At 68.0% G+C, this 26,903-nt stretch carries 16 protein-coding genes and 1 tRNA gene; 15 read left to right on the top strand and 2 right to left on the bottom strand.

Annotated features, from left to right (window positions below; translation table 11 throughout):
- From P2T65_RS16940 to P2T65_RS16965, 6 genes are all read left to right on the top strand, one after another.
- Positions 1-141: a hypothetical protein gene (locus P2T65_RS16940; protein WP_276200287.1), complete on the top strand. Its 141-nt coding sequence runs from the start codon at positions 1-3 to the stop codon at positions 139-141.
- Positions 107-14,716, top strand: coding sequence for a PLxRFG domain-containing protein (locus P2T65_RS16945; protein ID WP_276200288.1), 14,610 nt, complete (start codon positions 107-109; stop codon positions 14,714-14,716). Before P2T65_RS16940 ends, P2T65_RS16945 begins: the two co-directional genes overlap by 35 nt.
- A gap of 100 nt (positions 14,717-14,816) precedes the next feature.
- On the top strand, positions 14,817-15,269 hold the full coding sequence (locus P2T65_RS16950) for a hypothetical protein (RefSeq protein ID WP_276200289.1): 453 nt from the start codon (positions 14,817-14,819) through the stop codon (positions 15,267-15,269).
- Between the two features lie 523 nt (positions 15,270-15,792).
- Entirely contained in the window at positions 15,793-16,593 is an 801-nt protein-coding gene (locus P2T65_RS16955) for a glycosyl hydrolase 108 family protein (RefSeq protein WP_276200290.1), read from the top strand.
- Between the two features lie 2 nt (positions 16,594-16,595).
- A complete protein-coding gene (locus tag P2T65_RS16960) occupies positions 16,596-17,093 on the top strand; it encodes a 3TM-type holin (RefSeq protein WP_276200291.1) in 498 nt (165 codons plus the stop codon).
- Positions 17,093-17,422, top strand: coding sequence for a hypothetical protein (locus P2T65_RS16965; protein ID WP_183315893.1), 330 nt, complete (start codon positions 17,093-17,095; stop codon positions 17,420-17,422). Before P2T65_RS16960 ends, P2T65_RS16965 begins: the two co-directional genes overlap by 1 nt.
- A 9-nt stretch (positions 17,423-17,431) precedes the next feature.
- Here P2T65_RS16965 and P2T65_RS16970 read toward each other — a convergent pair whose 3' ends face one another.
- Together P2T65_RS16970 and P2T65_RS16975 are read right to left on the bottom strand one after the other, a co-directional pair.
- On the bottom strand, positions 17,432-18,748 hold the full coding sequence (locus P2T65_RS16970) for a tyrosine-type recombinase/integrase (RefSeq protein WP_276200292.1): 1,317 nt from the start codon (positions 18,746-18,748) through the stop codon (positions 17,432-17,434).
- Between the two features lie 130 nt (positions 18,749-18,878).
- Positions 18,879-18,968 (bottom strand) — tRNA-Ser (locus tag P2T65_RS16975).
- A 662-nt stretch (positions 18,969-19,630) separates the two neighbouring features.
- Here P2T65_RS16975 and P2T65_RS16980 point away from each other — a divergent pair.
- From P2T65_RS16980 to rsfS, 9 genes are all read left to right on the top strand, one after another.
- Positions 19,631-20,284 (top strand): 50S ribosomal protein L21, encoded by a 654-nt coding sequence (locus tag P2T65_RS16980; protein ID WP_055460397.1) that lies wholly within the window; start codon positions 19,631-19,633, stop codon positions 20,282-20,284.
- Positions 20,285-20,337: 53 nt separating this feature from the next.
- Positions 20,338-20,604, top strand: coding sequence for a 50S ribosomal protein L27 (gene rpmA / locus P2T65_RS16985; protein WP_055460396.1), 267 nt, complete (start codon positions 20,338-20,340; stop codon positions 20,602-20,604).
- A 175-nt stretch (positions 20,605-20,779) separates the two neighbouring features.
- Positions 20,780-21,460, top strand: coding sequence for a GNAT family N-acetyltransferase (locus P2T65_RS16990; protein WP_063187519.1), 681 nt, complete (start codon positions 20,780-20,782; stop codon positions 21,458-21,460).
- Positions 21,460-21,999 (top strand): GNAT family N-acetyltransferase, encoded by a 540-nt coding sequence (locus P2T65_RS16995; RefSeq protein WP_276200293.1) that lies wholly within the window; start codon positions 21,460-21,462, stop codon positions 21,997-21,999. Before P2T65_RS16990 ends, P2T65_RS16995 begins: the two co-directional genes overlap by 1 nt.
- A gap of 122 nt (positions 22,000-22,121) precedes the next feature.
- A complete protein-coding gene (gene obgE, locus P2T65_RS17000) occupies positions 22,122-23,192 on the top strand; it encodes a GTPase ObgE (protein WP_063187516.1) in 1,071 nt (356 codons plus the stop codon).
- The gene (proB, locus tag P2T65_RS17005) at positions 23,180-24,343 is read left to right on the top strand and encodes a glutamate 5-kinase (RefSeq protein WP_186438022.1); all 1,164 of its coding nucleotides are present in this window, start codon (positions 23,180-23,182) and stop codon (positions 24,341-24,343) included. Before obgE ends, proB begins: the two co-directional genes overlap by 13 nt.
- 118 nt (positions 24,344-24,461) lie before the next feature.
- On the top strand, positions 24,462-25,754 hold the full coding sequence (locus tag P2T65_RS17010; RefSeq protein WP_276200294.1) for a glutamate-5-semialdehyde dehydrogenase: 1,293 nt from the start codon (positions 24,462-24,464) through the stop codon (positions 25,752-25,754).
- Positions 25,754-26,401 carry a nicotinate-nucleotide adenylyltransferase gene (locus P2T65_RS17015; RefSeq protein WP_276200358.1) on the top strand — a complete coding sequence of 216 codons (648 nt, stop codon included), beginning with the start codon at positions 25,754-25,756 and terminating at the stop codon, positions 26,399-26,401. Before P2T65_RS17010 ends, P2T65_RS17015 begins: the two co-directional genes overlap by 1 nt.
- Before the next feature lie 148 nt (positions 26,402-26,549).
- Positions 26,550-26,903 (top strand): ribosome silencing factor, encoded by a 354-nt coding sequence (gene rsfS / locus P2T65_RS17020; protein WP_276200295.1) that lies wholly within the window; start codon positions 26,550-26,552, stop codon positions 26,901-26,903.

Consider the following 26,903-nt stretch of genomic DNA (forward strand, 5'->3'; position numbering starts at 1 on the left):
ATGCCGCTCTTCCCCCTGATCGCCGCCCTGATCCATGCGGCCCAGATGGCGGCCATCGAGGCCGCCCCTTGGGGCCTGCACAACTTCCTGCCGCCGGAGCCTGCCCGTGGACATCTCCAAGACGAAGCCGATCGTCGTTGATCCTGCCAACTGGTCGCCTGACGACCCGCTAGGGCTCTTCAAGCTCGGCGCGCCAGCACCGGCGGAGAGGCCGGCCGAAAAAGCGTCGGCGAGCGGTGGACAGGCCGGCAGCGGTTACGTCATCCCGGACAGCTACTACGCGAGCATCAAGGCGGCGGAATCGGGCGGCCGTGCGGATGCACGCAATCCGAAGTCGACCGCCACGGGTCTCTACCAGTTCACGTCCGGCACATGGGATGGTCTGCGCCGGCGGCACCCCGAGCTTGGGCTCACCCCGGATGGGCGGCTCGACGCCGACCAGCAGGAACGAGCCATCCGTCCGTTCACGCAGCAGAATGCCGCCGTGTTGAACCGGGCCGGGATCCCGATCGAGGGCGGATCGCTTTACGCCGCACATTTCCTCGGGGCCGGCGGCGCCGTGGATGCTTTCCAGGCCGACCCATCAACCCCGATGGTCAATATTGTCAGCGAACAGGTGATCCGCGCCAATCCGTTCCTCGCCAAGATGACGGCCGGCGACTTTCGCGGCTGGGCGACCCGCAAGGGCACCGGCGCTCGCGGTGCCGCGGCGCCGGGGTCACTCCAGGGCACCACCGGCACCATGGGCGACTACACGAGCCCGGACGCGCCTGCACCAGTCGTGGCCGATGCCTCGTTCGCACCGTCGGACCCGATGGGGCTGTGGCGGGACTGGAAGCCCCCCGTCGCGGAGACTGCGACGCAGCAGGAACCGCCGCAGGGGCAGCCAGACGAGGGCGGCTTGGACGCGATGCTCGCCCGCCTCGAGCAGGAGGAGTCCGGACGATACCAGGCTGTCGACGAGGCGGACCTGCCGAAATGGCGTGAGCAATGGCAGAAGGAGCAGCCCAGCGAATTCATGAAGGGGCTCAAGGGCGCCCTGATCGACCAAAATCCGGCATTGCTCGGCTCGGCGCTCGATGCGCTCGGCGTCCTCACGGGGATCGAGACCTTTCGCGAGTGGGGCGGCGCGCTCGAAGGCTACGGCAAGAAGGGTTCGTGGCAGCGTTCACCGCGCGTCGGCAGTGTCGCCGGGATCCGCGGCATGGCAGAGCATGGCATTGGTGCCTTTGTCTCCGACGTCACCGACTATGCAGCGTTTGCCCTGGGGCAGGGTTTCGGCTCGATGGCGCCCGGCGTCGCGGCTGGCGTCGGCACGGCCGCCGTCACGGCGAACCCCCTCGTCGGCCTCATCGCCGGCGCCGCAGGTCCCTCGTATGTCCAGAACCTCGGCGACGTCTATCAGGCCCTGCGCGAGGACGAGGGCATCAAGGCCCGCCTCGCTGCAGGCGAGGTGACGGAAAAGCAGCTCGCCGCCTGGGCGGCGGTTGCGGGCGTGCCGATGGCGGCCCTCGATACCGTGGCGCTGGCCAAGGTCACGGGTGTCGCGGCGGCGCCGCTCAAGGGCGCCATTGTCCGCCGCATCGCCAAGGGCATCGCCGAGGGTGCCCTCACCGAAGGCTCCACGGAAGCCCTGCAGGAGGTCATTTCCCTTTCCGTGCAGGACCTGCTCGGGTCGAATAAGACCGCGCAGGACAAGGCCATCTCGATCATCGACAACGCCGTCGGCGGTATCCTCGCCGGCGGCGCCATCGGCGGTGCGGGTGGAGCAATCCGCCGCGGAGCCAGCCAGCCGAGCACGATGGAGCCTGCCTTGGACGCCGCGGGCGAAGCGCCGGCAGCGCCCGCGCCTGAAGCGGCCCCCGCTCCGGAGCCCAAGCAAGGGCCCCTTGCCTCCGCTCTCAACCACGGCGCGGACCAGGAGCAGCGACGAGCCGCCGACGCCGCAGCCTCGGAGCCGCGCTTCATCGTGAATGACCCGGCTATCGATGATCTCGGGCCGGGCGAGCTCAATGGTGTCGAGGTCAGCTTTGCGCCGGACCAGTCCGGGGCGCCGTCTGGGATGCGCCGCGTCATTCTGCCCGACGGCCGCGCGGCCATGGTCGGCGAACAACTCCTCGTGCCGGCTGCCGCGGCCGAGCCGGCGGCTCCCAGTGGTGCGACGGAATCGACCCCGATCGCCGCTCTGCCCGAAGATGCCCCGGCGGTCGGCGAGACAGTCGAGGTGGCGGCGCCCGGCATCGACCCTTTTCCCGCGCGCGTCGAGGGCTACCAGGACGGCGAGGCTATCATCGCCGATGCGGTGACCGGCGAGTTGCTGCAGGTGCCAATGGAGGCCTTGCGGCGGCCGTCCTCGACGTCCGAAACGACGGCCGCCCCGCCCACGGCACCCGCCGAACAGGTCACCGGCGACGCCGCATCCGCCGGACCCGAGGGGCTGAGCACTGCCACCGAGCCCCCGGGATCCGAGCAACGCACCGAACTGCCGCCGCGCTCCGAGCAGTTGCCCGCGACCGAGCGCATCGTACAGCCGGGCAGCCGCGTCATCGTCGACGCGGATGGTATCGAGCGCTTTGCTGCGACGGTGCAGAGCTATGAGGAGGGCGCGGCCGAGGCCCTCGTGCGCCGTGATGACGGCACCGAAGCGCAGGTGCCCGTCAAGGACATGTACGTCTCGAAGCTCACACCCGAGCAGGTCGAGCGCCAGGAGGCGGAGCGAAACCCGCCCGCGGAGCGCGAAACCGTCGTCGGCAAGGAGCCGTTGGCCCGTCGCGTGCTCGGCAAGCAGGTCGCGCTGCCGGACGATCTGCACGCCCGCCTCTACGATCTCGGGCGCCTGCGTACCCAATCCGTGCGTCTCGGCGGCCGGGGCCGGCTCGACATGGATGAGGTATCTGCTGGCGAACAGCGTGCGCTCGCCGAGGCGTTCGGCATGGGCGAACGAGAGCTCGGCCAGCTCGCCGACGATTATCGCTATCGTGTCGAGCGCGCGGCCAAGCAGGCGAAGTCGCAGTTGCCCGTGAAGGTCCACCCGGTCAACGAGACGCTCCGCAAGCGCCTCGCCGCAGACAGCCGCCGCGCCACCAGCAAGACGGAAACCGACGTCGCTTCGCAGGTCGCAGAGGCACCGGCGTCCACGGCTGGGCCTGCCACAACCACCACGGAAAGCGATGCGTCAGCCTGGTGGGACAAGGACCTTACGCCCGCCGGGCGCCGGGAGGTCATGGCTCGCGCCGGGATCAAGCGCTCCGATAAGACGCTGTGGCAGAATTTTCCCGCCCCGATCCGCGCCAAGCTGAAAGCCGCCCGCGAGGAACCGGCAGCCGGGGCGGCGCTCGAAGCCGCCGCGCACGAGGCCGCGACTTCGCCGCGCAACGACCGTCCCGAGCCGACACAGGCACAGAAGGAAGCGGGCAACTACAAGCTCGGCCACGTCAGCCTCGGCGGCCTCGACATCTCCATCGAGAACCCGGCGGGTTCGACGCGCAGGGGAACGGATCGCAGCGGCAAGCCGTGGACTGTCGAGATGAAGAGCCATTATGGCTACTTCAAAGGAACGGTCGGCCGCGACAAGGACCATATCGACACCTTCGTGCGCCCCGGCACCGAGACGTTGTCGGATGACGCACCCGTTTTCGTCGTGGACCAGGTTTCGCCGGAGACAGGCCGTTTCGACGAGCACAAGGTGATGCTCGGCTTCGCCACCGAGGCCGAGGCTCGCGCCGCCTATCTGGCGAATTACGAAAAGGGGTGGAAGGGGCTCGGCGAGATCACGCGAACGACCGTCGGCGACCTGAAGCACTGGTTTGCCGAGGGCGACACGAAGACGCCGTTTGCGCGAGGCGCGCGTCACGCCGGCGGCGGCGGTCAGTTCCCGGCGGTGCCAGAGGATCTGAGCGGCCTCGAGCGGCGCTCCGCCGAGGTCTACGCGCGAGTGGCCGCAGAGGCCGAACGGGCCCCGACCGAGCTCTCCCGCACGCCCATCTGGCGCGAGAGCATTGCCGAGCAAATCGCCAATCCCGCGCGCTACGGGGTGGTGGCGGAGGAGAGAAACCCCGCCGGATTGCGCATCGGCGATCGGGTCGAACTCCGCGGCAAACCCGCCTGGGTGGCTTCGATCCACACGCAAGGCATGACACAGAGCGCGCGCCTCGTCTCCACGACCGGACATGGCGCCTGGTACGACGTCAACCGCATCGTCGACGCCGTCGTTTTGCCCGCGGACGAGCCATCGCAGCAGCGGGTCGCCGAGGCGCGGGCGCGCAGCAGCGAGCCGGCGAAGGAGCGCTCACGAAAGAAGACCGGGAAGTCGGCCGAGGCGTCCGCCGCGCCGGAAAAGGCGCCCTCCCCGTTCGCGGGGAATAAGCTGTTCACCGCCGACAAGGTCGAGGCCGCACGGGCCCGCATCAGGTCGAAGATCGGCCAGGTCAATTCGGGTATCGACCCCGAACTCCTCGTTGACGGCATGACCATCGCTGGGGCCTACATCGAGGCGGGCGTGCGCTCGTTCGCGGACTATGCGCGCCAGATGACCGACGATTTCGGCGCTGGCATCCGCCCCTACCTGCTCTCGTTCTGGGAGGGCGCGCGCGCATATCCCGGCCTCGACACAACCGGCATGACGAGCCCCGAGGAATCGGCCCGGCTCCATGCCGAGCTCAACAGCGCCTTGCCCGCGGAAGCGGCGCCAGCCCTCGGCGCCGAGGTGGCAAAGCCCAAGAAGCGCTCGAAGAAGACCGGCCGGCCGCAAGATCGGACTCTCACGCAGGACTTCGGCGTCGAGCATGTCGACGGCTTCACTGACGATGGGGAGGCGGTGAAGGAGCAGTTCCTGCGGGACGCGTCCTCCTACCTCAACGCCGTGGCGGACGCGCTGCAAGAACACGGCTTCACCCCGGCCATGGACCGTCGCGGCCGGCCGATGAAGCCGGTGCGCCGCAACAATGCGGGGCCAGCGGTGAGCGGCGACGTGTCGCTTGTGCTCTTCCATCCCGATACCGGGGCGAATGTCTTCGCCCAGGTTGGCGGCATTTCCCTGCGCGGCATCGTACCGTCCACGCCAAGCGGCGTGTCGGTGATGTTTCGGGCGTCGGAGCACGCGGGCGACACCTTCGCCGCGCATGGGGCGAACCGCTGGGCGCCGGTGGATCTGTCGGCCGGCGATCTTGCTGATATGATTGCGCGAGAGGCGCGCACGGGACTTCCGCCCTCGGAGATGGCCCGGCCGGCGCTGGAGAGACGAGATGAACCTCGAGAACTGGATCAGGCTCGGCCGGCAGCACTGGAAGGAGCACCTGCCGACCCGGTACGCGGAATTGAAGGCGGCGGGGACGCTGGACGAGGCGCTGCGGAACGCAGCGGAGCAGACCTATCTCGAGGTGAACGCACTCGAGGAGCAGGGTCTGAGCCCGGACGAGGCGTGGCAGGCAGCGAGGCAGAACCATCTCCTTCTTCCGCCCGAAACGAACGATCTCGAGCCGACCGACCGACCGGCATTGAGTTTGATGAGGGAGCTTCAGCAAGCGCAGAGCCACGCGATGCGCGCCCTGGACGATCCGGATTACGAGATTCCGAACCCGCCCGAGGCGTAGAGCAGCCGGCCAACGGCGCGCTCCCCGCAGGAGCGCGGCCGATCGATTACGTGCTCTCGGATGCCGACGAACTCGGCTCGGGAGGCGCAAAGACCAAGTTCCGCAACAACGTCGCCGCCATCCGCCTGCTCCGCCGGCTGGATGCCGAACACCGCCCGGCAACCCGCGATGAGCAGTCCGTGCTCGCGAAATGGGTGGGCTGGGGCGGCCTGCGCGAGGCCTTTGCCCGCGAGGATGGATCTGTCGCCAAGGGCTGGGAGAAGGAGGCCGCCGAGCTGCGCGAGCTTCTCTCGCCCGAGGAATATCGCGCCGCTGAATCCTCAACCAGAAACGCGCACTACACGAGCCCCGAGGTCGTGCGGGCAATGTGGGATGCCGTGCGCCGCATGGGCGTTCGCGGCGGCGTTGTGCTGGAGCCGAGCGTCGGCGCCGGCAACTTCCTCGGCTTCATGCCGGCCGAACTGCGTGAGGCGGCCAAGATCACTGGTGTCGAGCTCGACCACATCACCGGCGGGATCGCACGCAACCTCTACCCCGCCGCGGACATCCATGCCCCGCTTGGTTTTCAGGACATCGCCGTGCCGGACGGCCATTTCGATCTGGCCATTGGCAACCCCCCGTTCGGCTCAGAGAAGCTCTACGACAAGGCGCGCCGGCATCTGAACCGGTTCTCGATCCACAATTTCTTCTTTGCCAAGTCGATCGACGCGCTGCGCCCGGGCGGCATTCTCGCCATGGTCGTGACCAACCGGTTCCTCGACGGCAATGCCAAGGCGGCACGTAGCTATATCGCGGGCAAGGCCGACCTTCTCGGTGCGATCCGCCTGCCGAACAACGCGTTCCTCAAGGGCGCGGGAACGGAGGTGACGACCGATATCGTTTTCCTTCGCAAGCGGGCGGACGGTGAGCCGGTCGGTGATGCCTCGTGGGTCGAAACGACGGATTTCCGCGACCCGGAAGGGCGCACCGTCCCGCTCAACAGCTACTTCGCGGCCAATCCCGACATGATGCTGGGCCAGTTCGGCGCCTACGGCACGATGTACGGCCCTGGCGACGCGGCGCTCGTCGCTCGGCCCGGTGACGATCTGCCCCGATTGCTCGCCGGCGCGATTGAACGCCTGCCGCAGGATATCGCCGCGCCGCTCGGCGTCGCCGCTTCGCCGGAGAAGGTTGCCGCGCCGTCGGCTGTTGCCGACGTCCCGGTGGGATCGATGTTTCTGGCGCCGGATGGGACGGTGCATCTGCGCGAGACTGACGTTCTCGGCGACGCGCGATCGGCCGTCGTCGAGTTCCCGAACGAGCGGGCGCGCGAGCGGGTCACCGGAATGGTGCGGATCCGCGACGCCTTCACCCGACTGCGCGAGGCCCAGCTCGACGAGCGTGCGAGCGACGACCGCATTGCCCGTCTGCGTGAACGGCTGAACAAGGTCTACGATTCCTTCGTGGCCAAGCATGGCCCGATCAACGCCGACGCGAACAAGCGGCTCTTTCGTGATGACCCGACGTGGCCGCAGATTGCCGCGCTCGAGGAGAACTTCGACAAGGGCCTCAGCCGGGAGCTCGCGAAGCGCACCGGCGAGGCGCCGCGCGCGCCATCGGCCGGCAAGGCGGCAATCTTCTCGAAGCGCACGCAGTCGCCCTATCGCCGGCCGGAGAGCGCGTCGTCGGCCAAGGATGCCCTCGCCGCGGTCCTGTCCGAGTATGGCCGCGTCGATCTCGTCGAGATGGCACGCCTCTACGGCAAGCCCGAGGCGGCGATCGTCGAGGAGCTCGGCCCGCTCCTCTACCGGACGCCCGCCGGCGACTACCAGACGGCCGACCAGTACGTGTCCGGCAACGTGAAGGCCAAGCTGGCCGAGGCCGAGCGTGCTGCGGAGCATGATCCGACCCTCCGGCGCAATGTCGCCGCCCTGCGCGAGGTGATCCCGCCCGATATCGAGGCGATCGACATCGACGTGAAGCCAGGCGCACCATGGCTGCCTGTCGAGACCGTCGTCGACTTCGCCAACCACATCGCGGACGCAACGGGTGCGAAGGCGTTCTACTCTCGTGCGAACGCCAAGTGGGACGTCGACCCCGCCCGACCGAGCGATGCCGCTCAGTCGCTGTGGGGCACCGATCGGGCATCCGTCGCGGCCGTGCTGGATGCTGCGCTGAACGGCCATACGCTCACGGTCCGGGACAAACTCCGCGACGGCACGTTCGTCGTGAACCAGCCGGCGACCGACGCTGCCAACGAGAAGGTGGAGCGCGTCAAAGCGGAATGGCGCCGCTGGGTTTGGGCCGACGACACCCGGCGCGAGCGCCTGGCGCGGCTCTACAACGACACCTTCAACACCGATGTGGAGCGTCGGTTCGACGGCTCACATCTTACGCTGCCCGGCAAGGTCGGCGACGACATCATTGCGCTGCGCCCACACCAGAAGAACTTCATCTGGCGCGTGCTCCAGTCCGGGACGGCCCTCGCCGACCATACCGTCGGAGCCGGGAAGACCTTCGCCGTCATCGGCGCCACGATGGAGTTGCGCCGGACGGGCCTCGCGCGCAAGCCCATGATCGTGGTTCCGAACCACCTGGTCGGGCAGTGGGCCGCCGATTTCATCAAGCTCTATCCCGGCGCCAAGGTGCTCGCGGCCACAAAGCGGGATTTCGAGGCGGAGAACCGCAAGCGCCTGTTCGCGCGGGTCGCCACGGGCGACTGGGATGCCGTAATCGTGGCGCATTCCTCGTTCGGCAAGATCGGCGTCTCGCAGGAGTTCGAGCGGCAGTTCATCGAGGAGCAGTTGTCGCATCTCGAGGACTCCATCACCGAGTTGCGCCGCGCCACGGGGGAGCGTTCCCGCAACGTCGCGCAGCTCACCAAATGGCGCGACAACCTCAAGGCCAAGCTGCAGCGCTTGCATGACACCGGCGGTAAGGACGCCGGCATGACGTTCGAGGAGCTCGGGGTCGACGCGCTCCTCGTCGACGAGGCGCACGAGTTCAAGAATCTTGGCTTCACGACATCGATGCAGCGGGTGGCCGGCCTCGGCGATACGGGAGGCAGCCAGAAGGCCGCCGACCTCTACATGAAAACCCGGTCCGTTCTGCAGCGCACGGGCGGTCGCAACATCATCTTCGCCACGGGGACACCGATCTCCAACACAATGGCCGAGATGTACACCATGATGCGCTACCTCGACGGGACGGCGCTGAATGCCCAAGGTCTCGCGCATTTCGACGCCTGGGCCCGGGTTTTCGGCGAGGTGGTGACGGACTGGGAGCTATCGCCGTCCGGCAAGTACAAGCTCAACTCGCGCTTCGCCAAGTTCGTGAACATCCCGGAGTTGATGCAGCGGTACCGTTCGTTCGCCGACGTCATCACGAACGACGACATCCGGGCGATGCTCGCCGCCGAGGGCAAAACGCTGCCCCTCCCACGCGTGAAGGGCGGAAAGCCGACGAATGTCGTGGTCGAGCGGTCGCCGGCGCAGGCGCGGTTCATCGGCGAGCCGAACGACGCCGGCGAATACCCGAAGGGGTCGTTGGTCTGGCGCGCCGAGAATCTGCCCAAGAAGGTGGAGCGCGGCGCCGACAACATGCTCAAGATCATGTCGGACGCGCGGAAGGCGGCGCTCGACATGCGCCTGCTCTCGCCCGGTCACGGCGACGTTCCCGGCTCGAAAGTCCATTCGGCCGCGGACCAGATGAAGCGCATCTATGATGCTTGGAACGAAAAGCGGGGGACGCAGCTCGTCTTCATCGATCTCAGCACGCCGAAGAAGGCGCGCGCCAAGGAGGCGGCACGCATTCGCGAGCTGATGCGGCGTGCGGAAGACGGCGACGAGGCCGCACAGCAGGCTCTCGACGCGATGAGCCCGGACGAGTTTCTGTCGCTCGACGGCGAGTTTTCGGTTTACGACGATCTCAGGCAGAAGCTGATTGATCGCGGCGTGCCGGCGGACGAGATCGCTTTCATTCACGACGCCAACACGGAGGCCCAGAAGGAGGAGCTGTTCGGCAAGGTGCGCTCCGGCCGCGTCCGCTTCCTGTTTGGCTCCACTGCCAAGATGGGTGCCGGCACCAACGTGCAGAACAGGCTCGTCGGCCTGCACCATCTCGATGCGCCATGGCGCCCGTCCGATCTCGAGCAGCGGGATGGCCGCGGCATCCGTCAGGGTAACGAGCTCTATGCCGAGGACCCGGACGGCTTCGAAATCGAGATCCTGCGCTACGCGACCAAGAACACGCTCGACGCCCGCCAATGGCAAACCATCGAGACGAAAGCTCGCTTCATCCAGCAACTTCGCAAGGGCGATGTGGGCGCACGCGTCATCGAGGACATCGGCGGCGAGGCGGCGAACGCGGCCGAAATGAAGGCCGCTGCGTCAGGCAATCCGCTCATCCTCGAAGAGATGGATCTGCGCCAGAAGATCAGGCGCATGGAGGGCGCGCGGATAGAGCACGACCGCGAACAGTTCCGTCTTCGCGATCGCATTCAGAATCTGCGGCAGGAGGCAGCCTCGCTGTCCGAGCGCCTGTCGGACGTGGAGCGCGACGCCGCCAAAGCCGCCGCAGCGGCCGAGAGCGGCCTGGACGCGACGATCGGCGGCGAACAGCTCGCGAAGCCGAAGGACATCGGAGCGGCCATAGTAAAGGCCGGGCGGGAGCTGCTCGCGAACGGCGCCGAGCAAGCAGCGCTGGGCACGATCGGCTCGTTTCCGGCGCGGCTCGAGCACGTCCACACGAAGTCGGTCAACGTGGTGCTCGAGGGGAAGCGGCAGCATGACGTCCACGTCGAGGACGTCGAGACGGCTGATGCCGCAGGTCTCGGCATGCGGGTGCTGAACGCGCTCCGCCGGATGCAGGTGGAGCCCGACCAGATCAGGGCCCGCCGCACCGAGATCGAGCGTCAAATGCCGGCGCTTGAGCGACAGCTCGCAGACTGGCCCGGATCAAAGGAACTGGCGGACGCCCGCGCGAGGCATGCCGCGGTGCTCGCCGAGCTGCAACCCAAGAAGCCGGAAGCTCCTGCCCCGGCCAAGCCGTCGATGCCGGAGCGCGATGATGGCCCGCAGGTGGGGCAGTCAATCGAGGCGCTCAAGGACGCGCTGCGCGCCGGCCCGGCGGGCCCCTTGATCGAGGCGCTGGAGCGCGCCGGACGATTGGTGATCGTCACCAATGACCAGCCGGGGCAAGCCCGCCCGCCGGAGAGTGGCGCGCCGGGCGCGCAGGCCTGGACCCTGAACGACGGCACGATCGGCATGAACGCCGACGTGATCCGCCCCGGTACCGAGACGGCCGTGTTCCTGCACGAGGCCTTCCATGCCGGCGTGCGACCTCTGATTGGCGATCCGGCATGGAATGGCCTGATGCGCGAGCTCGAGGCCCTGCGCACGCAAGCCAGGCGCGGCGGCGCGCGCCTGCGCGAACTGCACGCCGCCGCGCGGGCGCGAGTCGACCTCGCCGAGGCGCGCGGGCAGGATATGCCCGGTGATCTGCGCGCCGAAGAATTCGGCGCCTATCTGGTCGAGCACTATGAGACCGCCCCGCCGGCGATGAAGCGGTGGGTGGACAAGCTCGTCGGCCAGGTCAAGGCGTGGCTCCTGCGCCGCTTCGGGCGTCAGGTCGGCGCCGTGACGCCGGAACAGCTTCGAGCGCTCGCACTGGCGGCGATGCGCGAGGCCGCAGGCCCTACAACGCCCGCGTCCCACATCCCCGACCCCGCGCCGCGCAATTCCATCGATCCCAGCTTCGAGCGGCTCGTCGATCACGTGGTTCGCGGCGGTGAGATGCCACGCGGAATCGCGATCGGCGAAACGCCGGCGGTATTCCAGGCGCTCGGCGCTCCAAAGCTCACGCTGACCATCTCGGAAGACACGATCTGGAAGGCGATCGACAAGCACGGGCTCACGCCGACGGAGATCAAGTCGGCCATTCGGCGGCTGGATGCGCCTCTCATGGTCTTTGACTCGGCGACGACGCCGGGGAGCCTCGTTGCGCTCGTCGACGTCACGGACCGGAAGGGGCGCCCCATCGTTGCGGCGGTGCACATCGGGCGCAAGTCGGGCCGGATCACCACCAACGTGATCGCGAGCATCCACGGCAAGGAAGGAGCAGGCTTCATTCGCCAGTGGATCGACGCCGGCCTGCTCCGCTATGTGGATGAAAGAGGGGTCGACGGCTGGACTTCGACCAGAGGGCTCCAATTGCCCAAGGTGGTATACCGCGGTCAGGCGGCATACGGGACCAGCCAACGTCGACCCCACCGCAAGATACTCAAGCCCGCCGATGTGTTCAAGGACGGGTCGGGGCCCAAATTCTCGATCGCCTCCGAGGGCGCGGAGGGCGTTTCGCGAGCCGCGCGGGACGCAGTGCAGAAGCGCTTTGCCGGCGAGCTCAGGGGGCGCTTCACCGACCTGCAGCCTGCCGTGCTCGCCGCGGTGCCGCTCAACTACTTCTCCGAGCTGAAGCGGCCGAACATGGCGGCCGTGGACGACTATCTGCGTCTCAAGCGCGCCATGGACACCTACCGCGGCAGAAAGCACGACGCGGCCGACAAGGTGGCACAGGACTGGTACCGCTACGCGCGCCTCGGGCTGGATAAGGACGGCAAGGCCAAGGCCGCCGAACTGGCGGACCTGATGCACGAGGCCACGCTGGCCGGGGTCGATCCATCGCGCTCGCCCCAGGATTTTGGCGATGTCGCTCCGCCGGAAGCCTACGGCCCTCTGCGCAAGCGCTTCCTCGCGCTTCCGCCCAAAGGGCGTGAGTTGTTCGAGACCGTTCGGGACGCCTACAAGGCCCAGGCCGAGGAACTCGACCGGATCATCATGGACAACGTCCGCCAGTCGATGGAGATCGCGGCGCGCGAGGCCGAAAAGCGCTACCGGGCCGAGCTGGATCGCATCAAGCGCGACGGCAAGCTCTCCAACATCGAGAAAGCCGACGCGATCAACGAGGCCAAGAAGCGCCGCGCCGCAGAAACGACCAAGTCCGAATGGGCGAAGAAGGCGCGGCTCACGCGCTTGCGGCAGGCCTTCGAGAGCTCGCGCGTGCCCTCGCCCTATTTCCCGCTCGGGCGGTTCGGCCGCTATTTCGTGGCAGTGAAGGACGTCGACGGTTCCGTGCTGTCCTTCTCCCGCTTTGAGCGTGCCGCCGACCGCGACCGTGCCGCGGAAGACCTGCGCGCGCGGGCCGGCCGGGACTTCCCCGGGGCGGCCGTTGAGGCGGGGGTGCTGGACAACACGTCGGAACTGCGCCAGGCGATGGACCCCCGGGTCATTGCGCAGATCGAAACCCTGCTCGGCAACGCCGGTGTCGACGACGCGGTGATGGACGCGATCTGGCAGCGCTATCTCCAGACCATGCCGGATCTGTCCATGCGCAAGCGGCAAATCCACCGCAAGGGCACACCCGGCTTCGAGCGGGATGCGCTGCGCGTGTTCGCCTCGCACATGTTCCATGCCGCCCATCAGATGGCGCGGCTGAAATATGGCCTCGGCCTGCAGGAGGCGGTGAACCAGGCGGCGGAGCAGGCACGTGCGAGTGACGACCCGACCCGCGGCACGACCCTCGTGAACGAGCTGCGCCAGCGCCACAAGTGGGTCATGAACCCGACCGGCTCGAAGGCGGTGCAGGCCGTTACCTCGACGATGTTCACGTGGTACCTCGCTGCAACGCCGGCCGCGGCCATCGTCAACCTCACGCAGACGCCAATGCTCGGCATCCCGATCCTCGGCGCCCGGCTCGGCGGTGCCGGCAAAGCCTCGGCGGCGATCCTGCGCGCGGCGAAGGATTTCGCTGCCGGCGCCGGCGATGTGCGCCGGGCCAACCTCTCCCCCGAGGAGCGCAGCGCGCTCGATGCATTCTACGACAGCGGTCTGATCGACCGCACGCAGTCGCACGAGCTCGCCGGTGTGGGGGACGTCGGCGTCGAATATTCCCCGCTGCGCGCGAAGGTGATGGGCGCGATCTCGTGGGTGTTCCACCGGGCCGAAGTCGCCAACCGTGAGGTGACGGCGCTCGCCGCCTACCGGATGGCGCGAGCCCGCGGCCAAGACCAAATCGCGGCCGTGAACACGGCGCATGAGCTGACCTGGAAGGCGCATTTCGACTACTCGAACAGCAACCGGGCCCGCTTCATGCAGGGCGACGCCATGAAGCTGATCACCGTCTTCCAGAATTATCAGCTCAACATGTGGTATCGCCTCTTCCGCGATTTCCATCAGGCCTTCAAGGGCGAGACGCCGCAGGCTCGGCGCGAGGCGCGCTATCAGCTCGCGGGCGTGATGGGCATGATGACGCTGATGGGAGGTGTGACGGGCCTGTTCGGCTACAATGTCCTGATGGCGCTTGCTGGTGCCCTGCTCGACGACCCGGACGACCCGCGAGACTTCAAGGCCGAGATGGAGGGCAACGTCGTCAAGCTCTTCGGACCGGACATCGGCGGCATGATCCTCAAGGGGGTGCCGGGCCACCTTCTCAACATCGACCTCACCTCGCGCATTGGCATGCCGGATTTCTTCATCCGGGCTCCAGACGACAATGCCGAGGGAAGGGACTGGTACATGGCCGCGATCATTGGGGCGCTCGGCGTCGTGCCCGCAACCATCGTCAAAATGGGCGACGGCCTGTCCCTGATCGGCCAGGGGAAGACGATGCGAGGGCTTGAGCTGATGGCCCCCAAGGCCATCCGGGACGCCATGCAGGCGTACCGCTATGCCAACGATGGACTGACCACGCGCCGTGGCGACGCGATCATGGAGCCCGGGCAGATGGGCGCCTGGGACGTCATTGCCAAGGCCATCGGGTTCACGTCGGCGCGCATCGCCGAGACCTATGAGCGCAACGCGCGCCTCAAAAACGCGGAGCGGCATGTGCTTGACGAGCGCCGCGAGCTCGTCAACCGCTGGGCAGCAGCGCGCCTCATGGGGGACGACGAGGGCCGGCGCGAGGCGCTCGCGGCGATCCGGCGGTGGAACGCGCGGCCCTACGCCAAGGGAGTGCGCATCACCCAGGAAACGCTTCAGCGCTCAATCCAGACGCGGAAGCGCAACGCGAGCCGACGCGAAGATGGCGTCCTGATCCAGAACAAGGCGCTCGGTCGCTATCTGCGTGACCTGCAACCTGCGCGGATGCACTGATCCGGCGTGACGCTTGACCGCATGCTCCACTCCCGCCCACATTTGATGGCCGCCCTAGCGGCGGCCATCTATCGGGGTTGGGGGAATGATGAAGGGACGAGTGACCGCCGTTCTGGCGGCATTGCTGTTGTCGGCCTGTGCCGGAGCGCAAGCGACAAGGACATCGGCGAACACCGCCATCATCGATGCGTCTGCTGCGCCGGCCTGCGGCGCCATGGGTGCGTCGCGCGTGGCGGCGAAATCGGCGGCGGTGGAAACGCTCCGCGCCGGCTATGAGCGCTACATCATCACCGGCGCTTCGTCGCGAAACAACGTGCGCACCGCCGTCGTCGGCATGCAGGCCAACACGTTCGGCACCATCTCGGGCAATACCTTCGCCGGCACCACCACCTACACGCCGACGACGGTGACCTATGGCAGCCATGACCGCATGCTGACGGTCATCATGTTCAACAAGGGCGACCCGGGCTACGAGCAGGCGCTGGATGCCAAGGAGACCCTTGGCCCCGAGTGGCAGGATCTGGTGAAGAGCGGCATCCGATCCTGCTTGTGAGCGTCGGGCGCCATGAGCGCAAGACGAGCCGGCACTAGGGCGGCGCCCAGCTCGAGACCGCTCTTGGGCACCATCCACGCAGTTCGCAACGACCGATTCTCCTCATCGGGCGCCGCCAACGGGCAGCGCCCGACCATCACTGGCATGTCGGCAACGATACCGTCCGACCAGTAACAGGGTCGCGATGGGTGCAAGTTTTGCCGCTTCGGTCCCAGGCAATGCTGACTGCAATAATGAGGCAAATAACCGCAAGCGTTCCCCACGCGAGCCGCAACAGCTCCCGCTTAGTCATTTCAAGGAATCTCCCCCTACCCCGCCTGCCTTATAGCAAATCATGCACAGGGGAGCATCCGCCCAATTGATCTGGATCATTTCGGCGGTCGTGCCCCCCACTCAGCAGGCGTAAGCCTCCGGCAGCCTGCGGGCCTTGCTTGGAACGGCGCGCTGCGGGTACATAGGTGCACCGCGCTCTGGCGCGGACCAACCCACGAGCGCATGACGTGCCATCCGGCAGGACGCTGTCATGCGCGAGAACTTCCCTCTGTCACTGGAAGTCATCTTCGAGTTCGAGGGCGGCTACAGCACGCTCCGAAGCGACCCGGGCAACTGGACCGGCGGCAAGGTAGGGGTCGGGGAGCTCAAAGGCACGAAGTACGGCATCGCCGCCAACTCGTTCCCCCATCTCGACATCAAGAACCTCACCAAGGCCGAGGCCGGCGAGATCTACCGAACCCGCTACTGGAACAAGGTCCGATGTGATCAGCTGCCCGACGGCGTCGATCTGGCGACCTTCGACCCGGCGGTGAATTCGGGGCCCGCCCGTGCCGCAAAATGGCTGCAGGCTGCCCTGGGCGTCACGCAGGACGGGGTAGTGGGACCCCAGACCGTCTCCGCCGCCGTCCAGACGCCCGACAAGATCACAGTCGTCAAGAAGCTGTGCGCCAAGCGCCTCGGCTTCCTGCAGGCGCTCTCGACATGGAGAACGTTCGGCAAGGGCTGGTTGCGGCGCGTCACGGCCGTCGAGGCCAAGGCGATCGCGTGGGCAGCGGCAGCGGCCGGCAAGAAGCCCGAGGCGGTCCTAGCCTCGGAGAGCAACAAGGCCTCCACGTCGGCCAAGAGCAACGCGGGCGGCGCAGCAGCGACGGGAGCAGGCGGTGGGGCGGCCGGCACGCAGGTCGATCCCTCATCGCTCGACGCCAGCGCCGTCGCCGTGCTCATCGCCCTCGGGCTGGCGATCGCGGCGACGATCGCCATGCTGGCGTGGCGCTCGCACATCCAAGCGCAGCGGGCCCGCGCGCTTTCCGCCCCGGCGATGGAGGGCTGAACATGCAGTGGGCAGATCTTGCTGGCACCCTCATCAAGGCAGGCGCCCCGGTCCTCGGCACCGCACTTGGCGGCCCGGCCGGCGCTACGATCGGCGGCATCATCGGCACGGCCGTGGCGGAAGCCCTCGGCGTCGAGGCGACGCCGGAAGCTGTAGCCGATGCGCTCGCCCAGCCGGGCGCAAGCGGCGCTGTGCGCCAGGTCGAAGCCGAACAGGGCGACCGCTGGGCCGAATACATGCTTCAGGCGAGCAAGGCGCAAGCTGCGCTCGCCACGGACGAAGGCGCCAAGGGTATGTGGCACTCCGGCTGGCGCCCCGCCATGAGCTGGCTGCTCATCGGCATGTGGCTGTGGAATGCGATGCTTGGGCCGCTCGCGAGCGTCTTCGCGCCCGTGCCGATCCCGCTCGTTCCTTACGAGCACCTGCTCGCCTTCAGCGGCATCTGGCTGACGATCTACGGCGGCGGTCACACGCTCAAGAGCGTCATGGGGGGACGATGATGGCGCTTGGACCAACGGTCGAATGGCAGGAGATCGCGCTTCTCGCCGGCGTCCTCACCGCGGCGGCCGCGCCGATTGTGTGGGTCTGGCGTGATGGCCGGTCGTCGATCCGGGACCTGCACAGCCGGGTCGACAAGCTCAAGGAGGAGGTCGCGGCCGACAAGCTCGAGGCGGCCAAGACGTTCGTTTCGGCAGAGGCCGTGGCGCGCGTCGAAAAGCGCCTCGTTGCGAGCGAGGAGCGCATGGCGGCCGCTATCGAACGGCTGGGTGAGCGCATCGACAGGGCGATGGAGACGCTGATCGAGCGGCGCCGTAGCCGGTCGCCGTAAGGGCTAGGGCTAAATCACTGCCGGTGGCTTGAACGCGATCCGCTTGAGCCATTGCTGCTTCTGCTCGAGCGAAGGGCCGGCGCCATACTTCGGCCGGATCCACTTATGCCCCATCAGGCTCGCGACGACCTTTTCCGGCGCCTCGACGGCCGTAAGGCGGTCCTCGAAAGTGTGCCGCAGCGAATAGGCTGAATGCTCGTCGGTCGGTCGCAGATTGTGGGTCGAGAAGTACTTATTGATGAGGGCGGACAGGCTCGCCGCCTTGTCGCGATACCGCGGAAACCCGTCCGGGAAGGCTTTGGCAACCACAAGAGCTACGCCGACGAGGGGTATATCCCGTGCGGAATGCGGCGTCTTCATGCGGCGTCCGTCGGGCCGAACCTGGACGTGTGGCACGGCGGCGTCGAGGCGGATCGTGGAACGGGTGAGATTGGTCGCTTCCGAAAGCCTAAGCCCCGTTTCCGCTACTATGTAGATAACCGCCCGTGCCTCGCTGTTGAGCCCGGCCAGCGCGCCGGCGGCGAAGATCTTGTCCTGGACGAATTGCGCCGCGAACGCGGCCCGCTGGTTCTCCTCTGCGCCGTTCAGGCGCATGTCGGCAAAAAGTGGCGGAAGACCGAAATGATACCGCCGGTCGATCGTGCGGACCATGCGGTTGATGTGGCCGAAGTCCTTGTTGGCGGTGTCGACGTCGAGACCCTCGGTGAGAACCCGATCCTGCCACCATTCGCGGAACTTTAACGCATCGCCTCGTGTCACCTCATCGAGACGCTTGTCGCCGACCACGCCGACGAGATTCGCCACGGCCCGCTTCTTCGGGTTGCCCCACTTTCGGACCTGGTTCTCCGACATGCCGGCGAGCGAAGCCTTCTCGAGGCTTTCGTACTCCGTGAACAACGTGGCGAGGCTCAGCGCGGGGCGTTCCTCTGCGCCCAGAACACCGGCGACGGCTGATGGATCGTCAGCCCTGCTCCCCTTTGCCAGCGCCTCAATTCGCTGCATCAGATCGTCAGCCGACTTCTGCGCTACGAGAGAGAGCATATCGACGTAATCGAAACCCATCGCGCGCGCCCTGCGCCTCGCCTCTTCGTAGCGTTGGCGGGCCTCGTCCGCCCGCCCGGCATGCAGGGTTTCCCAGTAGGTCTCGGTTTCGGCATTGAGTCGGCTGGCAATCCGCGCCGCTCGCCGGCCGGCGGGATCGTCCGCGACAGCCACCTTCGTCGAAATGCGCACGAGAACCCGTTTGTCGAGTTCCGCGTAGATTTCAGGGACGCGCCGCACATAGATCCACGTGCCGCCGCGTTTTGTAAGGAACCGCCCCGCCATGCCGCCCCCGGCCGTCCGAAACAGATCGCTGCTACACGCGTGTTACACACGTTTGTTACACACGGCGGGCGGCGAGATCAACGCGAGCGCCGAAATTTGAGGCGCAACAAGCATTCTGGCTTACGGGAACTGGCGGAGAGGGAGGGATTCGAACCCCCGATAGACTTGCGCCTATGCCGCATTTCGAGTGCGGTGCATTCAACCACTCTGCCACCTCTCCTTGATGGCGGGCCGTTCATATACGCGCAACCGGGCCAAGATCAAGTCGCCCTGTGAATAAAGATCCCCGCGGCCCGTCTCGCGGGGGACGCCGCAGCGGATGGCAGGCAGCAGCGTGCGGCATGGGAGCGCCCGATCAACGGGATTGTCTTCCCGCGACCGTTTCCATCCGCCTCCGCCCCGTGACGGGCGGACAATTGCGGCCAAAGCCTTCGGCTGCGGGCCGGCTACCACGCCTTCTACAGGCGCTCCGGGCGAAATCGCCCCCTGAGCCGCGTCGTTATCTGCCGGATCAGTCGCGGATGTGCAGCGCGTCTGCCGGCAGCCCCATGGGACGAAAGTGGCCGCTGTGCAGCACCACGACAAGATTGCAGAGCGCACCGGCGGCCGTGGCCGCCCCGGTCCCCCGGCGCCCTCCTTCCGACTCGACGAGCGCCGAAATATGCCGCCGAGCGCCCGTTTTCATTGACAGGCGCGGCCGCGGCATGTATCGAAACGCTCTGGCGCGGCTGGTCCGCGCTTTTTCGAGTCGCGCGCTTCTCTTTCGATACCGCCCTTAGCACGGCGGTGATTTCGAGTGCGTGTCACAAGCCGGAGCAGGCTGACAAGAAGCCGGCCGGGCGGGTAGCCGCCGAGAGCCGGGAGACGAACACGAGGACAAAGATGTTCGCAGTCATCAAGACCGGCGGCAAGCAGTACAAGGTTGCCGCCAACGACGTGATCAGGATCGACAGGCTCGCCGCCGAGGCGGGCGATGTCGTGACCTTCGACAGCGTGCTGATGCTCGTCGACGGTGACAAGGTGGAAGTAGGTGCGCCGTCGATTGCCGGCGCCCTGGTCGCCGGCGAGCTCATCGAGCAGGCGCGCGGCCCCAAGGTCATCGCCTTCAAGAAGCGTCGCCGCCAGAATTCGAAGCGCAAGCGCGGCTACCGGCACGACCTGTCGGTCGTGCGCATCACCGAGATTCTGACCGGCGGCGCCAAGCCGTCGGGCAAGAAGGCCGCTGTCAAGCCGGCGAAGGCCGCCAAGGAAGCCGCTGTCCCGGCCGCCACCGGGGCGCGCGACAGCAGCAACCTGTCGCTCATCGCGGGCGTCGGCCCGACGATCGAGAAGAAGCTGCGCGCCGCCGGCGTCACGTCCTGGGAGCAGATCGCCGCCTGGAGCGAGGCGGACGTCGCGAAGTATGACGAAGAGCTCAACCTGCGCGGCCGCATCGCGCGCGACGAGTGGATCGAGCAGGCGAAGGAGCTCCTCGCCGGCAAGCCCCCGCGCGCCAAGGTCGATCAGGCCGAGCTGAAGTCGGGCGAGGATCTCTGAGGCGCGGCGCGGCTATCGCTGCCCCCCTCTGACAGTATTCGGGAGTAACGGACATGGCACACAAAAAGGCAGGCGGCTCCTCGCGTAACGGCCGCGATTCCGACGGCCGCCGTCTCGGCGTGAAGAAGTTCGGCGGTCAGTCCGTCGTTGCCGGCAACATCATCGTGCGTCAACGCGGCACGCGCGTCCATCCGGGCGTGAACGTCGGCATGGGCAAGGACCATACCCTCTTTGCGCTCACGGACGGTCGCGTGGCTTTCGGCACGAAACTCGGCCGAGCTTACGTGTCGGTTGTACCCGCCATCGAGGCGGCAGAGTAAACGGCGGCAGCTGAGACGAAGGAGCTACCGCCGGCATCCCACGAACCGGCGGATCGAAGCTCCAGACGAATGCTTCTGATCCATGCGACAGGGGAGATGGGATGCCATCTCCCCTTCGTCGTTTCTGGCACCGGCCGCGGGAGGCGGCACGGGCCACAAGGATCGGAGCGAGACTATGTTTACCCGCGAGATCATCGACGACGCCTTCGTGATCGAGACCGCCCGGCTCGAGCTGCGCTGGCCGCGTCTCGCCGACGCCCGAGCTGTCGAGCGCCTCGCGGGTGACAAAGCCGTCGCGGAGATGACGGCGCAAATCCCCCATCCCTATCCGCCAGGCACGGCCGAAGGCTTCATCTACGAGGCCCGTCGCGCCAATGCCGACGGCAAGGCGCTGACGCTCGCCCTCGCGCCGCGCGGCAGGAGATGCGAGCTCATGGGCGCCATCAGCCTGCGCCGGTCGGCTGCCGGCGAGCCGGAAATCGGCTACTGGCTGGGCACGCCCTTCTGGGGCTGCGGCTTCGCCACGGAGGCGGTCAGGGCGCTCGTCGACACGGCCTTCACGCACAGCGAGGCACGCGCCATCGTCGCGAGCGTGCGCGTCGTCAACCCGGCCTCGCGGCGGGTCCTCGAGAAGTGCGGCTTCCACGCCGACGGGGCGGGCCTGCTGCCGTTCCCCGCGCGCGGCGGCGTCTTCCCGGTCGACCACCTCAGGCTCGAGCGGCGCATCTGGGAGAGCCTCAAGGGCTGGACCAACCCGCTCTTCGTCGGCCTTGCTGTGCGCGAGCGCACAGCTGACGCAGCCTGCCTCGTGTCATCTGCAGAACCTTCCCCCGCCCTGTCCGGAGGAGAGCCATGATGCCGGATACGCTCAGCACCGAACGCCTGTCCCTGCGTGCCCCGCGCCGCGAGGACGTGCCGGCCCTGCACCGGCAGATGACCTGGCCAGTCGTGCGCTGGCTGTCGCAGGTGCCATGGCCGGTGTCTGCGGACGACATCGCCGCCCACATCGAGAAGAGTGCCGAGGAGCGGGCCGCCGGCCGCGCGGCGCTCTATACGGTAACGAAGGCAGGCGAACCGATCGGCCTCGTCGGCATCGCCCCGCGCAACGGCGCCATGAACCTCGGCTACTGGCTGGGGGAGGAGCACTGGGGCCAGGGCCTTATGCCGGAGGCAGCAGGCGCCGTGGTGGATGCCTATTTCGCCGACAGCCGGGCGGTTCACATCTCCTCCGGCCTGTTCGCCGGCAACGAGGCCTCGCTCAAGGTGCAGCAGAAGCTCGGCTTCGTCGTCGTCGGTGAAGGGCTGATGCCCGCCAGGGCGCACGGCCGGATGCTGCCGCACTACGACACCATCCTCGGCCGGGCCCGCTGGACCGGTCAGCAGATGGCGGCGTGAGCGCGGAAGCGCCGGCTCCACCCATCGATGCCTGCCCGCGGCGACGCCCATGCGTTGCCGCGGGCGTCCGTCTCCTGTAGGAAAACCGCTCCCCGCCGTGGATGCGGGAGCCGTGTGGTGCCATGAAATTTCTCGACCAGGCCAAGATCTACGTCCGCTCGGGCGACGGGGGCGCGGGGTGCGTCTCCTTCCGCCGCGAGAAATTCATCGAGTTCGGCGGCCCGGACGGGGGTGACGGCGGGCGCGGCGGCGACGTCGTCGTCGAATGCGTCGAAGGGCTCAACACGCTCATCGACTATCGCTACCAGCAGCATTTCAAGGCCCGGCCTGGCATGCACGGAATGGGCAAGAATCGCACCGGCGCCAGGGGCACCGACGTGGTGCTGAAGGTGCCACAGGGCACACAGATCTTTGCTGAGGACAACGAGACGCTGATCGCCGACCTCACCGAGATCGGCCAGCGGGTGGTACTGGCGCGCGGCGGCAACGGCGGCTTCGGCAACGCCTATTTCAAGACATCCACCAATCAGGCGCCGCGCCGGGCCAATCCGGGCCAGGAAGGCACCGAGATGTGGATCTGGCTGAGGCTGAAGCTCATCGCCGACGCGGGGCTCGTCGGCCTGCCGAATGCCGGCAAGTCGACCTTCCTCGCCGCCGTGAGCGCGGCGAAACCGAAGATCGCGGACTACCCCTTCACGACCCTGCACCCGGGGCTCGGCGTGGTGCGCGTTGACGCGCGCGAATTCGTGCTCGCCGACATTCCCGGCCTCATCGAGGGCGCCCATGAAGGGCACGGCCTCGGTGACCGCTTCCTCGGCCATGTGGAGCGGTGCCGCGTGCTGCTGCACCTCGTCGAAGGCACGAGCCAGCATGCCGGCAGGGCCTACAAGGTCGTGCGCCGCGAACTCGAGGCCTACGGCCACGGACTGGCGGAGAAGCCGGAGATCGTGGCGCTGTCGAAGGCGGACGCGCTCGATCCCGAGACGCGCAAGGAGCAGTTCGCCCGCCTCAAGCGCGCGGCGGGTCGCACGCCGCTCGTGCTTTCCGCCGCCTCGGGCGAAGGGGTGGAGACGGCGCTGCGGGCGCTGCTCGCCGAGATCGACGCCGCCCGTGGCGAAGAGAAGGATCACGCGCACAACGCGGTGGCCAACAAGGAAGGGGCCGGCGAGGGAGAGAGCTCGTGGCATCCCTGAGCGCCACTGCCGAGACCTCCGCGACGGCCGGCGTCCCGACGATCGACCGGTTCCGCCGCGTCGTCGTCAAGGTGGGTTCGTCCCTCCTCGTCGACAGGGCGCGCGGGCGGCTGAAGCACGCCTGGCTCGCCGCGCTTGCCGAGGACATCGCCGAACTGCACGGGCGCGGCGCCGACGTGCTCGTCGTCTCCTCGGGTGCCATCGCGCTCGGGCGCACGGTGCTCGGCCTGCCATCGGGCCCGCTGAAGCTCGAGGAAAGCCAGGCGGCGGCCGCCGTGGGCCAGATCGCCCTGTCGCGCACCTGGGCCGAGGTTCTCGCCCATCACGGCATCACCGCCGGGCAGATCCTCGTCACCCTCGCCGACACCGAGGAGCGGCGGCGCTATCTCAACGCCCGCGCCACGACGGCGCGGCTCCTCGAGATGCGGGCGGTGCCCGTCATCAACGAGAACGACACCGTGGCCACGAGCGAGATCCGCTACGGCGACAACGATCGGCTGGCCGCGCGCGTCGCCACCATGGCCGGCGCCGACCTGCTCGTGCTCCTCTCGGACATCGACGGGCTCTATACCGCCCCGCCGGGGAGCGACCCCGACGCGAAGCTCATCCCGGTCGTCGCGCGCATCACGCGCGACATCGAGGCGATGGCCGGCGGCGCCGCCTCGGAACTGTCGCGCGGCGGCATGCGCACCAAGGTCGAGGCGGGCAAGATCGCCACCGCCGGCGGCACGCACATGGTGATCACCGATGGCCGGGTGAAGAACCCGCTGCGCGCCATCGCCGAGGGCGCGCGCTGCACCTGGTTCCTGACGCCGTCGAACCCGGTCACGGCGCGCAAGAAGTGGATCGCCGGCACGCTGGAGGCCAAGGGCGCGCTCGTTGTCGACGAGGGTGCGGCGCGGGCGCTGCGCTCCGGCGCCAGCCTGCTGCCGGCCGGCGTCCGGCGCGTCGAGGGCCATTTCGCGCGCGGCGATGCCGTCATCATCCGCGACGAGGCCGGCGGCGAGATCGGCCGCGGGCTCGTGGCCTATGACGTGGAGGACGCCCAGCGCATCGCCGGGCGTGCCTCGCGCGACATCGAACAGATCCTCGGCCATCCGGGCCGGGCCGAGATGGTGCACCGGGACGACATGACGCTGGCGGGCGGATGAGATGGACGAAAACTGCGCCCAGCCCTCCTCCGCAAGGGGGAGAGAATAAGGGGCGCAGGTTTCGGATGTTTGGCCGACGGCCGGCCGCTATGATGGTCGGCGAACGGGAACGGGGACGATGAGCGAGAGCCTCAAGGTGATCAGCGGCAGCGACGATATCGCCGCACTTATGCACGACATCGGACGCCGGGCGCGCGCGGCCGCCCGTGCTCTCGCCATCACCCCGGAAGGGATCAAGACCCAGGCTCTCAACGAGGCTGCGGCAGCCCTTCGCGCCAACAAGGCCGCGATTCTCGCCGCCAATGCGGAGGACGTGGCGGAGGCGCGCCGTAACGGCCAGGCGGCCTCCTATATCGACCGGCTCGCCCTGGACGAGAGCCGTGTCGAGGCCACCGCCGCGTCGGTAGAAGCCGTGGCCGCGCTGCCCGACCCGGTCGGACGTACACTCGCCACCTTCACACGGCCGAACGGCCTCGTCATCGAGCGCGTGGCGACACCGCTCGGCGTCGTCGGCGTCATCTTCGAGAGCCGGCCGAATGTGACTGCCGATGCCGGCGCGCTGTGCCTCAAGGCCGGCAATGCCGCAATCCTGCGCACCGGCTCCGACAGTTTCCGCTCGGCCTCGGCCATCGCCGCCGCCATGGCCTTCGGCATCACGGCGGCCGGCCTGCCGGCGGAGGCCATGCAGCTCGTGCCGACGCGCGAGCGCGAGGCGGTGGGCCTCATGCTCGGCGGCCTCGGCGGCAATCTCGACGTCATCGTGCCGCGCGGCGGCAAGAGTCTCGTCGCCCGCGTGCAGGCCGAGGCGCGGGTGCCGGTCTTCGCCCATCTCGACGGCATCTGCCACGTCTATGTCCATGCCGCGGCCGACCTCGCCATGGCGCAGACCGTCGTGCTCAATGCCAAGATGCGGCGCACCGGCATCTGCGGCGCAGCCGAGACGCTGCTCGTCGACCGCGCCTGCGCGGCGACGCATCTCGCGCCCCTCGTCACCATGCTCCTCGACGCCGGCTGCGCCGTGCGGGGCGACGCGGCGACGCAGGCGGTCGATGCGCGCGTCACGCCCGCGAGCGAGGAGGACTGGCGCACGGAATACCTCGACGCCATCATCGCCGTTCGCGTGGTGGACGGGCTCGACGACGCCATGGCCCATATCGACACCTATGGCTCGCATCACACGGAATCGATCCTCACCGAGGATGCGGCGGCTGCCGCGCGCTTCCTCGCCGAGGTCGACTCAGCCATTGTCATGCACAATGCCTCGACGCAGTTTGCCGATGGCGGCGAGTTCGGCTTCGGTGCCGAGATCGGCATCGCCACCGGGCGCATGCATGCCCGCGGCCCGGTCGGCGTCGAGCAGCTGACCTCATTCAACTATCGCGTGCACGGCAGCGGACAGACCCGGCCTTGATGCACGACACGCGCTTCGCCGGGCCGCCCCCGCTGCCCCGTCACGGGCGCGGCATGCGCATCGGCCTCTTCGGCGGCACGTTCAACCCGCCGCATGCGGGGCACCGGCTTGCGAGCCTGACGGCTCTCAAGCGGCTGGGCCTCGACCGCATCTGGTGGATCGTCACGCCCGGCAATCCGCTGAAGGACAACGCCGCCCTGCCGCCACTCGCCGCGCGCATCGCGGCGGCGTGCCGCGCCGCCGACCATCCGCGCATCGACGTCACCGGCTTCGAGGCGGGCATCGGCACGCGCTACACCTACGACACCCTCGCCTATCTGGTGCGCCGCTGCCCCGGCACCCGCTTCGTGTGGCTGATGGGGGCGGACAATCTCGCCGGCTTCCATCGCTGGCAGCACTGGCGCGACATCGCCGCGCTCGTTCCCATCGCGGTGGTGGACCGGCCGGGCGCCACACTGAAAGCCTGCCGCGCGCGCGCGGCGGTGGCGCTCGCATCCTTCCGCCTGCCCGAGCACAGGGCGGCCGCGCTCATGCAACGCGAGCCCCCGGCCTGGGTCTTTCTGCACGGGCCGCGTTCGCCGCTGTCCTCGACCTTGTTGCGCGCGCAGAGGAGCCGCACCGGGCCGGCGGCCGAGCAGCGGCGTTGAAGAGCGGAACAATGACGATTATCTTAAGGCTCGTGGCGCCCGGTTTGCGCCATTCATTGAAGAGGATCAGGCACTGAATCTCATGCCCCATGGCGAGGCGGAACATACGTCCCCTCCCCCGGCGGTCGGCTCATCGGCCCCAACTGCCGTGGACAGGCTCGACGGCGACCCTGTGGCGCTCGCCCGTCATTGTCTCGAGGAAATGAAAGCCGAGGAGACGGTCGAAATCGACCTCGCCGGCAAGACCTCGATCGCCGATACGATGATCATCACCTCCGGCCGCTCGCATCGCCATGTCGGCGCCATCGCCGACAGGCTGCAGCAGGTGTTGAAAGCAGCAGGCATCGGCCCCCTGCGGGTCGAGGGCGTGCCGGCTTGCGACTGGGTGCTGATCGATGCCGGCGATCTGATCGTTCACGTGTTCAGGCCCGAGGTGCGCGGCTTCTACAACCTCGAGAAGATGTGGGGCGCCGACCGGCCGCACGAACGTATCGCCGGCTGA

This window comes from Chelatococcus sp. XZ-Ab1, assembly GCF_029309855.1.
Classification (GTDB): Bacteria; Pseudomonadota; Alphaproteobacteria; order Rhizobiales; family Beijerinckiaceae; genus Chelatococcus_A; species Chelatococcus_A sambhunathii.

Coding starts and splice junctions, on each gene's coding strand:
- P2T65_RS16940 (WP_276200287.1), top strand. CDS start 1: ATGCCGCTCTTCCCCCTGATCGCCGCCCTGATCCATGCGGCCCAGATG.
- P2T65_RS16955 (WP_276200290.1), top strand. CDS start 15,793: ATGCGCGAGAACTTCCCTCTGTCACTGGAAGTCATCTTCGAGTTCGAG.
- P2T65_RS16960 (WP_276200291.1), top strand. CDS start 16,596: ATGCAGTGGGCAGATCTTGCTGGCACCCTCATCAAGGCAGGCGCCCCG.
- P2T65_RS16965 (WP_183315893.1), top strand. CDS start 17,093: ATGGCGCTTGGACCAACGGTCGAATGGCAGGAGATCGCGCTTCTCGCC.
- P2T65_RS16970 (WP_276200292.1), bottom strand. CDS start 18,748: ATGGCGGGGCGGTTCCTTACAAAACGCGGCGGCACGTGGATCTATGTG.
- P2T65_RS16980 (WP_055460397.1), top strand. CDS start 19,631: ATGTTCGCAGTCATCAAGACCGGCGGCAAGCAGTACAAGGTTGCCGCC.
- rpmA (WP_055460396.1), top strand. CDS start 20,338: ATGGCACACAAAAAGGCAGGCGGCTCCTCGCGTAACGGCCGCGATTCC.
- P2T65_RS16990 (WP_063187519.1), top strand. CDS start 20,780: ATGTTTACCCGCGAGATCATCGACGACGCCTTCGTGATCGAGACCGCC.
- P2T65_RS16995 (WP_276200293.1), top strand. CDS start 21,460: ATGCCGGATACGCTCAGCACCGAACGCCTGTCCCTGCGTGCCCCGCGC.
- obgE (WP_063187516.1), top strand. CDS start 22,122: ATGAAATTTCTCGACCAGGCCAAGATCTACGTCCGCTCGGGCGACGGG.
- P2T65_RS17010 (WP_276200294.1), top strand. CDS start 24,462: ATGAGCGAGAGCCTCAAGGTGATCAGCGGCAGCGACGATATCGCCGCA.
- P2T65_RS17015 (WP_276200358.1), top strand. CDS start 25,754: ATGCACGACACGCGCTTCGCCGGGCCGCCCCCGCTGCCCCGTCACGGG.